The following is a 12,284-nucleotide window of genomic DNA, read 5'->3' on the forward strand; positions in this document are numbered from 1 at the left end:
TTATTCGACTAATCAAGAGTGTTCTGTTGTGGCGGTGATTCGCCAGAATTCGAGGGGTAGAATCCATCAGTGTAGTATATTTCCAATCGATAAATCATATATTGATATATGAAATGGTGTGCTTTGGAAGTTGAGACTATGGCGGGTTTAGCGGGCCTGTGATGCGTGGTTTCGCCCGGTTCAATTAGTGGAGACTGACTCAGATTGCTCACCAAACGGCCTGTCTTGTTGAACTTACAACCATATACGCGAATTTCGGAGACGTCCGACAGCGTTGCCACTCAGATGCTGCGCTACCACGGGGAGAGCCCCATTACTATCCGATTCCGGTTTCCTTCTTCACCAGCGTCAGCGTGTTATCAGCCGTCACGATCGGCGAGTGTTCATACTCACCGTTCAACTCGACCTGCACGAGTAGATCGACCGCTCGCCAGATCGAGTACAGCAAACAGGCGAACGCGAAGTAGAAGAATCGCAGTCCAAAATTCTTCGAGGTCGTCGCCGCCATGAACCGTTTAATCGACTTGTAGCCGCTCTCGATCTCCCACCGATAGCCATACTCAGTGAGAAGGCCACTTCCTCGGTTCGTCATGAACACCGAATATTGCCGATGGTCGTCGTGTTCGGAGTTCTCTTTCCGACGGTAAATTAGCGTCGTCGAGTGCCACTCGTTGTCGCCCAAGTGCAGTTTTCGATCAGTCTCGTAGCGATCTTTCCCTCGCTTGAGAAGGCGCTTGGCTTGGGCTTTCTCGCTGGTCTGCATCCGCTTTGGGACGACGTAGGAGATCTCGCGCTGGCTGATCATCTCCAGAACGTGCTGACTGTCGAACTCCCTGTCCATCAGGACGTTATCGACGTGAACGAGTTCCTCTGCAGAATCAAGCAGATCTTCAACAATCTCCTTACGTGACTCACCTCGTCGAACTGGTCGCGTATCGAGCACGAGTGGGACAGCGTTGCCGACCAGCTGGACTGTTGCCCACTGGTAGGCGTACTCGTCGTTCTTCTCCTTCGTCCCGATAATCTCGTCCTCGTGGTCCGTCCTATCGCCCGTGAAGGGATCGTCCTCGGTGATGTCGATGGCAACGATACCTGCGCGGAAGAACTCCTCTGTCTCCGCGAGTTCGTTAATGAGTTGCCGGATTGCCTGTCGGTACATCTCGCGAATCTGCTCGATAGGGAGATCGCGAATCTGGTCGCGATGACCATGCCCAAGTGGTGTTCGCTCACGCGTCGACTCGTGGATGAAGCTTCGAGCGCCCTCGTTGGCGGCCAAGTTCTCACGGAGTCCTAAGTAGGTCTGTAAGCCCCAGTAGGCGTTTTCGGGAATCTCACAGCCCTCGCCGCGGTTGAGCGAGAACGCAGAGAACGCGACGCGACTGACGTGCTTGGTAATCGTTCCTGTCTTGTTGAGGATGGCCTGGTTGTCAGGGTTCGATTCAGCGGCGTCGTGGCCTTGACGGGTATTTCGTTCTGGTTCGCGTGGTACGACGACATCCGCGTTTTGCGCTTTGATGAGGATCGTTCGAGCCGCTTTCTGGACCGTCTCGCGGAGATCTCGCGTGAAACGCTCATTCCAGCTGCGCCACAGTGTCGATTGATCGGGCACCGTCCCCAACTCTAGGCGTCCGCAGAGTCCGGGGTGGCTATCGAGGTACTCGACGAGAGATGTTTCGTGCTTCCATCCGTGGAGGTCTTTCAGCACGAACACGCGAAAGAGGGTATCCATCTCGTAGCGTGTCGAACTTCCGTAGCAGTCGTGGGCCTCGAAGCGGAAGTAGGCCAGAGGAATCGAGCAGACCAACTGTTCGAGTGAGTTATGATCAGGGTGCGTAAACCAGGCACCCGAGACGACTCGAACGTCCGATTCTAACCCGGCGAGCGAGGTTCGATCGTACAGCGGCGTCGAGTCATATGTGGGCCACTCGACGTGCTGGTGGTGTGCGATTCGTCGAAAGACACTGCATCGAGACTCGCGAGTCGCGACCACTACGGATAGATAGCCCGGACATGCCCAAGAGTCCGTCTAACTGACCTGTATAGTGGTTTCAGTAGCTCTATTGGATTCCTCAGTCGCCAACAAGACTGGTGCAGCTAATCGTTAGATGTAGAGTGAGGATGTAACAGAGTGGGTTCTAGATATAGCTTCCAGAATGTCTATATGATTCGGGTGGGTGGATTTCTGTATGCCCTCCCGCCGTTCGTTCCTCGCCACTAGTGGTACGCTCTTGGCAGGTGTTCTCGCTGGCTGCTCGGGGACAATTCTTTCACAATCGCCAGATGGGACGCAATGGACCGCATCAGTTCCTGAACCAACATCACTGTCCCCACCCTGTGTAACGAACGGATGGCTTACAGTTGGTGGGTATCATAGCAGTCAATCTGGGAATAGCCAGCTCGCGGTTTTTGATGCAACAGACGGGACACGACAGTGGGATATTGATCTAGAACGAATAACTGGCCTCACTGCTTCAGATGGCCGCATCTACGCTGGCGAGAGAGGCGGCCCCCGTGGTGCACAAGCACAGATCTACGCGTTCGATGCATCGAGTGGTGAGCAATTGTGGACACAGGCCGTGAATAACCTCGCTTCAGCGCTCACTGTTTCGGATGAGATCCTCTACGCGGCGAACGGCTCCCTTGCAGCCCTTGAGACGAGTGATGGAACACTTCGCTGGGAGCAGTCGTCGATCGATGGAATCGACTTCACCGTGATTGCCGCACCAGACGACCAACTTGCAGCTGATGATACGGCGGTCTACTTTGGTAACCAAGGAGGCGTCGTCGCACTCTCACCCAGTAACGGAACACTTCTGTGGGCGTGGCAGCCGGAGGACTGGCCGTCAACAACTGTCGGCCCTCTTCCTGCCGATTCCCATGTATATGTTGGAGCAGACGGTAACGTCGCCGCACTTGATCGGACAACTGGCCAGCTCCAGTGGCGATCGTCATTTGGAATGGATGCCCGAGTCCAAGGGGTCCACAAAACTGAATCATCCCTTTTAGTTGCAGAGTCGACAGCACAAGCACCTTCTGGAACTTTTGGGACATTATATGAGCTCTCACTTCAGAACGGTACGGAACGCTATGAGAGACGCTTTGAGACGCCCGTAACACAAACAACTTCGACCTTGGACAGGTTCATTGTCGGAACAGATGCCGGACAGGTCACGTGGGTCGATAGACTCTCTTCATTTGAGCAAGCTCAGACGACGATTTCCAGTGAGACATTTCTCCTAGGTGCCGGTGACGAGCAAGTGTTTGCACAAACAACCAACGGAACTCTATACGCTCTCACTCAGCCATCATAACGCGAGATACTACAGTAACAGACAACAGCGTTAGCAAGCCTTCATCCTCGGGGTCAAGCCCCGAGGCACTCGTCCTGCTATGCCTGTAGATTCCGGTTGGTCTCGTACAGATCAACTACTGCAACTCTTCGGCGAGGGCAGCGACCGCTTCGTCGACAAGCCCGCTCTCCACCTGTCCTTGCCAGAAGTCGATATCCTCGTGGTCGATCGATTGGACGCCCCATGGGACGATTCGACTCTCGTCGGGCGTCCCACCACGCAGCCATTTCTCTTCGGGAATGTCGATCAGGCCGTCCATCCAGGATTTCGACGTCAACGTGAGCGCAATATACTGCTCGCCGTGGAACGGACGGCCTTCATGATTCGAGAGAATGAGCCAGGGCCGAGCATCTTGCTCGCCTTTGAACGGATCATCCCCGTAGACGACGTCGCCACGCTCGAAAATCGGTCTCTCTTCGTCGGTCACTGTTCGTCCTCGACGCTCGGATGTGGTTCCTCGGGTGCGTGTTCGCGCCAGGACTCCTTGTCCTCTGTACCGAGTCGCTGGTTGAACAGGGCGGTCGCTCGTTCGTACCCGCTGTATCCGTCGAGTCGCTCTGTGTCGTCGGTTATCGCCCAGTACGTCGCTTTGTGTTCGACGAGATCGCGGTCCTTCAGTCTCGAGAGCGCGGTGCTGACCGCGCCCTCATCGAGACCGATCTGAGAGGCGATTTCGCGGGCCTTGAACGCGCGATCATCGTTGGCGGCGAGAAATCCGAGGACCTGATCCGGGACGGAAAGTTCCTCGAGTTCGTCCTCGCTCGTCTTCTCGAAGGTATCTCGGTCGATGGACATCGTTGAACAGAAATACGGTGTCAATCGTAATGAGTGTTAGGTGTGAAAGCGACGAAATTGCTGAAGGAGATACTCCGCCCGTAGCCTCGTCGAAGCAGTCCGAGAATCGTATACATTGAGACGGCCAGTCTCAACTACCAGTGTGCTTTGAAAGATGAGACTACAGTGTGGTTAGCGGGCCTGTAATGCAGGAACTTAGCCGAATCAGTGGTATGGAATCGTTTCAGATTACCTCCGAAGCGCCAAATTTTGTTGTCACAGTGACTATTTTGACGGTTTTTCCGAGGTCAGAGCTAGTGTTGCCACTCGAAAACACGGCGGTCAGCCGAACTGAGGGGGACTCTATCCGATTCCAGTCTCCTTCCGTAGCAGCGTTAGAGTGTTATCGGCTGTGACGATTGGCGAGCGTTCATACTCACCAGTCAGTTCGACCTGTACAAGTAGATCGACAGCCCGCCAGATCGAATACAGGAGACAGGCAAACGCGAAATAGAAGAATCGTAGCCCGAAATCTTTCGACGTCGTTTCGGCCATGAACCGCTTGATCGATTTGTAGCCGCTCTCAATCTCCCACCGATAGGCATACATAGCGATGAGCCCACCTCGATTCGACATGAACACCGAATACTGGCGATAGTCATCATGCTCAGAGTTTTCTTTCCGCCGGTAGATCAATGTCGTCTCGTGCCACTCGTCATTTCCCAAATGGTGTTTGCGGTCGGTTTCGTAGCGGTCCTGATCGCGTTCGAGGAGGCGCTTGGCCTGGGCCTTCTCACTGGTCTGCATCCGCTTTGGCACGACGTATGAAAGTCCACGCTGACTGATCATCTCGAGGACGTGCTGACTGTCGAATTCACGGTCCATCAGCACGTTATCGACATAAACCATCTCTTGGGCTGAGTCGAGCAGATCCTCGACGATCTCTTTACGCGTCTCGCCACGTCGTACTGGACGAGCATCCAATACAAGTGGAACAGCGTTTCCGACCAACTGTACTGTCGCCCACTGATATGCGTACTCGTCGGTGTTCTCTTTCGTTCCAATAATCTCGTCTTCGTGTCCCGCTCTGTCCCCTGTAAACGGAGCATCTTCGGTGATGTCGATCGCCACGATACCAACTCGGAAGAACTCCTCCGTGTTCGCAGCCTCATCTAGGAGTCTACCCACTGCTTGCCGGTACATTGCTCGTATCTCTGGTATCGAGAGAGTTTGAATCTGCTCACGATGGGCGTGACCTAACGGCGTTCGCTCCCGATCCGATTCGTCGGTGAAACTGCGAGCCCCCTCGTTGGCTGCCAGATTCTCTCGAAGCCCAAGATAGGTTTGTAAGTCCCAGTAGGCCTTCTCATGGATTTCACAGCCTTCTCTCCGATCAAGTGAGAAGGCGGGGTAAACAACGTGGTTAAGATGGCTTGTGACCTTCTGCGTCTGTTCCAGTATGCTCTGGTTGTCCAGATCTGGTTCTTCAGTGTCGCGGTCATGGCGAGAGAGCTTTCGGTCCGGTTCTCGTGGAATTGAGACACCTGCCTCTTGGGCATTGACGAGAATCGAGCGTGCAGCTGCCTGGATTATCTCACGAAGATCCTCGGTAAGCCGGTTGTGCCAGCTACGCCAGAGCGTCGACTGGTTCGGAATCGTTTCCAGACCCAACTGCTCCCGGATGTCCGGGCGGCGATTGAGGTACTCAACAAGGGCCGTTTCGTGGTCCCATCCGTAGATTCTTTCAGGACAAGAATCCGAAAGAGCGTGTCCATCTCGTACTGTGTCGACCCTGTATAGCAGTCATGGGGGTCAAAACGAAAGTAAGCCAGCGGAAGCAGGCAAACAAACTGATCGACCGAGCTGTACTCCTTCTGGACGAACCACGCTCTTGAAACTACGCGAACGTCCTCTTTCAATCCACCAAGAGAGGATCGATTGTACAGTGGCGCTGCATCATATGCTGGCCACTCCTCGAACGATCGTTGTGCAATCCGTCGAAAGACTGCCCGTCGAGATTCACACGTTGAGGCCACTACGAAATGCTGGCTGTAGCACGTTCAAAAACCCGTCTAACCGCTCAGGTTCGGGAAGAAACTGCGTTCTGGATAGGGAAGGTGGTGTAGTATCATGACCTTTTTGTTTCACGTCAAAAGCAGTGGCCTATCTGCTCACTTCACCTACGAACTGACCTTGAGACACCTATCAATTGTAGATGGTATCCATATCATCTTGCAGGGAATAAGGCGCATGTCTTCCAGACCAAAGGTACTTATATCCATAATGATGTAAATTCTACATGAAAGAGGCACTGAACAAACTGTAGATCATAGATTGCCACATCCATGACATTCACAGCAACTCTATCTGACCCTGAACTGTCCGATAAACGCTCTATCGGTGGCATCCTCGTCCACCTGCTTGGACTGTTTACTGGATTTCTCGGTCCCCTAATCCTGTACGCTGTTTCAGATAATGAGTTCACACGGACGAACGCCCGTCACACCATCAATTGGCACGTTACCGTGGCCGTACTCATGATTGTCGCCCTTGTGATGTTCTTTCTCGGCGCCGATGAGATCACGTCCTAGGAGAAACAACTGAGGTTTCTTTGCTCCCAGCCCCGCTCGATCTCGTGTTTGGGCTCGTCGGATTCCTCCTGATAATCGTCCTAGTGATTTCGATATTCCTTACGTTCGTTTACACCATCGTCGCAACGGTAAAAGCGATATCTGGATCGACTTGGACGTATCCTGGAGCGATCGCTTTTATCGAGCGATATAGGTAGGATATTCATGTTATCTCAAGAAGGGAAGCTGGTTGAACATGGCCGAGATTGAACTGGACGTGCTCAAACTACAGATGATGGATCTATGAAGCCACCATCGAACGATTCATCTACCGTGTTTCTGGTGACAGTCGCGGCGAACGTCATCCCGCTGGTCGGCGTGTTCCACCTCGGGTGGAGCGCACAGACGTTCGCGGTCGTCTACGCGATGGAACTGGTCGTCGCTGTCCCGTTCGCCGGGTTGAAGGCATTATTCGCGCGCCGCCCGCCGAACTACGACGAGCTGGAGCGCCCACAGGAGGATAACCCGCTCAAGTCCGACGAGTTAGGCGGGGTCTCCGTCGGACCGAGCGACCTCAACCGCCGGCGCGGGAGCGTCACGGTCGTCAACTCGCTCCCACCGATCTACCCCCGGAACTTCCCGTTCGTCTCGCGAGCGTTCGGGGCTGGCGTGGGGCTCCTCGGGATATACCTCGCCGTACTGAGCCGTTTCATCGACGTGCCGGCGACGCTCGCCGATCCGATGGTGGCGGCGAGCGCCGCCTCCCTGATTGTCTCTCAAGTCGGCGTCATCAACCGCGAGTACTTCCGCAAGCGGCGCCACGAGACGAGCACCCCTCGAGACGTGATCAGAAGCGCGAAGAACGAGGCTGTGGTAGCTATAGTGTTGCTCTGGTTCGCGGCCGCCGGTGGTCCGACCGGCGCGCTGGTCGCGTTCGTCACGGTGAAGCTATTCGCGGAGTGGGGGGACTACCGCGCCGGGCAATCGTCCACCACCGACAAGGGGGTGGGGACGCTCCCGCCTGTAGCGGCTCCGGATGCGTCGCCGACGGCTGAGGTCCGTCCGGACCGGCACGCCGTCCGCGGCGCCGCGTTCTGGCGGGGCGCGAAGTCCGCAATCGGCAGCGGCCCGGTGTACCTCTTCGCGTGGATTGGGCTCACCAGCGGATCGACAGGGCCGGTCGCTGCCATGGTGGTCTGTTTCGGCCTCCTGCCAGCCATCATCGGCGGGCTGAAGGCCGTCGAGTACGCCCTCACTCACGGTACGCTGGCGTACCAGCGTCGCGACGACACGGTGGTCGCGTACGACGACCTTACCGATACTGTCCAGTGGGCGATCCCCGTCGACGACATCCGGAACGTCGAGTTGTGCGAGGGAGAGTTCGTCGACCGCTCCTGTGATACTCGGACGTTCTCGCTCACCCCCACCGTGGGGGAGTATGACCTCAGCGTCGCGCACCTCCGGGAGTATGACCGGGCTGTCGAGGCGTTGGAACTCCCCGTCGAGACGACGGCGTTCGGCCCACTCGACCGACGCGTGGCCGGGGTGGCAGCCGTGGTCGGAGCCTGTGGCGTCGCCGCCGTGGCGGCCCTCGCCTACTCCGCTCCCTCCGTCGGGGCGGTCGCCGCCGGGTGGGGCGGCCCGTTCGGCGTCCTCGTCCTCAGATCGGCGTGGCAGTGGGCGCTCCCGGCCGCCTGATCCGACGTCGACGGCGGGCGGAGCGGGCGCGTCGCAGCCGGTCACCGCGACGCGTCCGCCCCACGTATCGGGATCAGAACTCCGACAGCTCCGGGGCGGACGAGCCCTAACTCAAGAAGGGGACGTCGCTGACGATGGCGACTTTGAACTCGAATCCGGGGTTGATCGTCAGGATGTCGGTCCAGAAAATGTTGTCCTCCATGCAGACCTCGAGCGAGGACTCATCGGCTGAGCTGACTCTATTGGAATCCTCAGCAAGTGATATATTCTGATTGGGTTGTGGTCAATACAGATGCTGCACTGACCGAAGAGGACCCTTCGGATTTTAACAGAGCCGCTGCGGCCATCTGAATCCGGAACCGTATGCATTGAGAAGACCAGTCTCAACTTCTGGTGTGCTTCGAGGGCCGTCTCGTGGTCCCAGCCATGGCATTCTTTCAGCAGGAACAAGCGAAATAGTGTCTCCATCTCGTAGCTCGTCGATCCTGCATACCGGTCGTAGGGATCGAACTGGACGTATGCAAGCGGTAATGTGTGGACGAATGGTTCAACGCCCTCGTGTTCGTCTTGTTGGAACCACGTTTTTGCGACGACGCGGACATCCGACTCCAGTGCGGGAAGCGACGAGCGATCGAACAGCGGGCTAGACCCATACGTTGGCCAATCGACATAGGAACAATGAGCGATTTGGCGGAAGACTGTTCGACGCGACTCGGGGGTCATAGCCATGTGGGTACTGATAGCAAAACGTCCAAGACCAGTTGATCAAGATTGGATAGAAGTTGGATTCATCAGCGGAAGTGTTGTGGTTAGTTGGAGTACGAGACACTCCCAAATTGTGTTTCTCGCCAGTATTTCCAGAGGTAGGATAGATCACTGGGATACAACAGTTTTACAATTTCCCGCTTGCTCCCATCGTTAATATCTGAAAGGGTATCTCGAGAAAGCTTGTTCAGATCTTGCATGAGTCGGTCGTACCGTTCGTTTGGTGCAAGGTATAGCAACCTCGTCATCATCAATCGTCGGTCTTGTCTGGGAGCAACTTGCTCCTTCCAGAGGTCGTCGTAGACTCTCATCTCCTTAGCAGAGGTGTCTTTCGTCCTCGTCAGACAACGATCGGCTGTCATCGCAGCTGCGCGAGCTGATTTCATACACTTGTAGATTCCCTCTCCCCAGACAGGATCAACCGACGGGACAGTATCACCGATCGCCATAAACGAATCAGTACTCATCGATCCGGGGGGCTGTACATGTGCTGATCCCCGAACTGGACTCTCTGCGATTTGTCTGGCGTTCTCGAACCGTGGGTCAGTATCAAGCCAATGTTCGAGATACCCGTCGACGGTGCGATCGTGAATGGCGTTTTCTTGATAGCGTTCGTTCTGGATATAACAGATGCCGACTTTTGCTGTGTCGTCACCCGTATGGAAGATCCACGAATAACCTCCAGGGGCGTACTCGTGGTCCAACCGCAACATCATCGCGTCAGTGAGATCAGCAAACTCGGGATGATTGAGATCGACGCCTTCGAATAAGTATTCAATACCAATCGCGTGGTTCTCCCGCTCAAGATTGGCTATCCCCAGATCTTTAGCCAGTGGCGCAGCCGGACCCGTAGCATCAATAACGATTTCGCCAAAGACCTCCTGATCACGGTTATAACGGACACCAACGAGATCACCATCTTCGACGATCGGGTCACGAACACGAGCATCAAACCGATACTCAGCACCCTTGTGACGACCATCCTCGACAAGGAACTTCTTGAACGCCTCGAAGTCCAAGACAAAGCCCGGCTGGTCCTGGATAAGGTGTTCATTTGGAGATTCAAGAACTACTGATTCAGTCGCGTGCATAACGACGTCATCCGGGATGCCGAAGGAGGTCATCATTGACGCAAACGTTCCGCCGGTAGATTTGTTACTTTGAGCTGGGAATTCATCTTCTGCTTCGGTTTCTAGGACGACAACATCGTACCCACGGTCAGCTAGATCTCGTGCACACTGCGCCCCCGCTGGACCTGCCCCAGCGATGATTACATCATACCTGTTTGACATCGTTGGAGAACAACTACTCAGGAGCGGACGAACAAGATGTTGGAACACAGTGCCACTTTTCGGTTGTTTCCACACAGGCCCGGTGCCCACCATCTTAGTGGGCAGACATCTGTGACACCGCGTTGACGCAGTAGACGCCACCGATAATGAGGCCAATTCCGAGAAGGCCTGCCAGATCAACTGGTTCATCAAAAACAACGGCCCCGATACCTGCTACACCGACAATACCCAATGCTGCCCATGTCCCATAGACGACACCCATCGGTAATTCCTCTAACGTCAGGGATAGTAGATAGAACGCCGCCCCATATCCGAGGACAACCCCAATACTGGGAACCGGTTGTGAAAATCCCTCCGAGAGTTTGAGGGCAGTTGTCCCGAATAATTCGGAGAGTATTGCACCAGCGAGCAGTACGTATGGATGCATATTGTTAGGTCTCGAAGCCCCCGAGATACGACTATTGAAACAAAACAGCACTTACAATTTGTTTGGAGGCACAATGACAAAGCATGACGGAATTGGGCGAGCTTGGACTCTCAAGTTACGAGGAGAAGGCCTATCGAACCCTTCTCGTAACAGGAGCAGTGACGGCAGCTGAACTCTCTGATACTAGTGGAGTCCCAAAAGGCCGGATCTACGACGTACTAAACGGCCTTGAAGCTCGCAAGTTGATCTGGAGACAGTCAAGCGACCCAAATCAGTACGTGGCCGTACAGCCAGAAACCGTCGTCGACAGGCTTCTGGCTGAACGAGCGTATGAACTGAAACAAGAGTGGGATCGTTACCGCGAGAAAGCAGAAACAGTTCGTTCGAACCTTTTGCCGACACCACCAACAGAGAGTAGTTTCTGGCTTGGATCGCTCGGGAGTGACGAAATGAGTACAGCGCTCCAGCAGCATATGCGAACCGCGGAGAACGTTGTCAAAGCAACTGTCGGGCCTCCCTACGAGGATGCGACGTGGGAGACACTCCAATCTGAAGTGGAAGGCTTTTTCGAGGGTGCTAATACCGATTTGGCTGTTGACCTCCTCTTCAGTGAAAAGGCAGTTACCGTCCTCCCTGATCGATTCCCACATCTAATTGAAAACCAGCCCGCAGACATAACTGTCAGAACGACCCCTGAGATTGCGCTTTCGTTTGATATCGTGGATAATGTGGAGACGACGATCGATGTGCTACATCCAGTATCTGGTGAAGACAGGGTTGGTGTGATCGGGATCAAAGATTCGCAAGTGGTCTCCGAGTTTGAGCAGTACTTCCAACGACTGTGGACCGATGCTGTTCCTCTCCTTGAGTGAGACAGTGATGATGTGAGGAAGACGTGATGTGATGTAATTGACTCAAACCGATATTGCCTCTGTGCATTGAGAAGGTCAGTCTCAACTCCTGGGTGCTTTGGAAGTTGAGACTACACCGGGTTTAGTGGGCCTGTGATGCGCGGATTTAGCCGATTCGGTCAACAGAAACTGCTCCAAATCACTCTCCAAGTGGCCATTCTCGTCACACTTCCAATCGTAAGGGCAAATTTTGGAGACCTCGAATAGTGTAGCCACTCAATTGGCATGCTGACCCGAACAGAGTACCTCACTACCCGATTCCTGTCGGCTTCTTCAATAGTGTTAGCGTGTTGTCCGCTGTAACCACCGGTGAGCGCTCATCTTTCTTCAAGCAGGAAACCGCGCCGTTTACGGCGCGGAGGAATGCGACACTTGACTGTCTGTCCACCAACTATGACCCGTCGCGTTCCAGGCACTTCGCGCCCTCGAGCATCAAGCCCTTCCAGGTGTAGCCGCGCTCGTCTTTGAGATCGCTGAGGCGTTCGTGCTGTTCGTCA

Annotated in this window: 9 protein-coding genes and 1 pseudogene; 4 read left to right on the forward strand and 6 right to left on the reverse strand. The window is 54.8% G+C overall.

Features of this window, described 5'->3' with window-relative positions:
* Positions 1–316: 316 nt before the first annotated feature.
* Positions 317–1,990, reverse strand: coding sequence for a transposase (locus ACERIM_RS16840; RefSeq protein WP_373633540.1), 1,674 nt, complete (start codon positions 1,988–1,990; stop codon positions 317–319).
* A 196-nt stretch (positions 1,991–2,186) separates the two neighbouring features.
* Here ACERIM_RS16840 and ACERIM_RS16845 point away from each other — a divergent pair, with 196 nt between their 5' ends.
* The gene (locus ACERIM_RS16845) at positions 2,187–3,311 is read left to right on the forward strand and encodes a PQQ-binding-like beta-propeller repeat protein (RefSeq protein ID WP_373633541.1); all 1,125 of its coding nucleotides are present in this window, start codon (positions 2,187–2,189) and stop codon (positions 3,309–3,311) included.
* Between the two features lie 115 nt (positions 3,312–3,426).
* Here the strand turns inward: ACERIM_RS16845 and ACERIM_RS16850 are convergent, their stop codons facing one another.
* From ACERIM_RS16850 to ACERIM_RS16860, 3 genes and pseudogenes are all read right to left on the reverse strand, one after another.
* Positions 3,427–3,777, reverse strand: a complete 351-nt coding sequence (locus ACERIM_RS16850) for a type II toxin-antitoxin system PemK/MazF family toxin (RefSeq protein ID WP_373633542.1) — start codon at positions 3,775–3,777, stop codon at positions 3,427–3,429.
* On the reverse strand, positions 3,774–4,145 hold the full coding sequence (locus tag ACERIM_RS16855) for a helix-turn-helix domain-containing protein (RefSeq protein WP_094530790.1): 372 nt from the start codon (positions 4,143–4,145) through the stop codon (positions 3,774–3,776). The genes ACERIM_RS16850 and ACERIM_RS16855 overlap by 4 nt, the downstream gene beginning before the upstream one ends.
* A gap of 342 nt (positions 4,146–4,487) precedes the next feature.
* Positions 4,488–6,160 (reverse strand): annotated as a pseudogene (locus ACERIM_RS16860) (transposase).
* Positions 6,161–6,469: 309 nt separating this feature from the next.
* Between ACERIM_RS16860 and ACERIM_RS16865 the strand changes: the two are divergent.
* Both ACERIM_RS16865 and ACERIM_RS16870 read left to right on the forward strand, forming a co-directional pair.
* The gene (locus tag ACERIM_RS16865) at positions 6,470–6,715 is read left to right on the forward strand and encodes a DUF4870 domain-containing protein (protein ID WP_006648153.1); all 246 of its coding nucleotides are present in this window, start codon (positions 6,470–6,472) and stop codon (positions 6,713–6,715) included.
* 282 nt (positions 6,716–6,997) lie between these two features.
* Positions 6,998–8,392, forward strand: coding sequence for a DUF6498-containing protein (locus tag ACERIM_RS16870; protein WP_373633543.1), 1,395 nt, complete (start codon positions 6,998–7,000; stop codon positions 8,390–8,392).
* Between the two features lie 809 nt (positions 8,393–9,201).
* Here the strand turns inward: ACERIM_RS16870 and ACERIM_RS16875 are convergent.
* Both ACERIM_RS16875 and ACERIM_RS16880 read right to left on the reverse strand, forming a co-directional pair.
* Entirely contained in the window at positions 9,202–10,449 is a 1,248-nt protein-coding gene (locus ACERIM_RS16875) for a digeranylgeranylglycerophospholipid reductase (RefSeq protein ID WP_006648155.1), read from the reverse strand.
* A gap of 94 nt (positions 10,450–10,543) precedes the next feature.
* On the reverse strand, positions 10,544–10,876 hold the full coding sequence (locus tag ACERIM_RS16880) for a multidrug efflux SMR transporter (protein ID WP_373633544.1): 333 nt from the start codon (positions 10,874–10,876) through the stop codon (positions 10,544–10,546).
* 83 nt (positions 10,877–10,959) lie between these two features.
* On the opposite strand from ACERIM_RS16880, the gene ACERIM_RS16885 reads away from it, so the two are divergent.
* On the forward strand, positions 10,960–11,748 hold the full coding sequence (locus ACERIM_RS16885) for a TrmB family transcriptional regulator (RefSeq protein WP_049967036.1): 789 nt from the start codon (positions 10,960–10,962) through the stop codon (positions 11,746–11,748).
* The last annotated feature ends 536 nt before the right edge of the window (positions 11,749–12,284 follow it).

This window comes from Natrinema sp. H-ect1 (assembly GCF_041821105.1).
GTDB classification, from domain to species: Archaea; Halobacteriota; Halobacteria; order Halobacteriales; family Natrialbaceae; genus Natrinema; species Natrinema thermotolerans.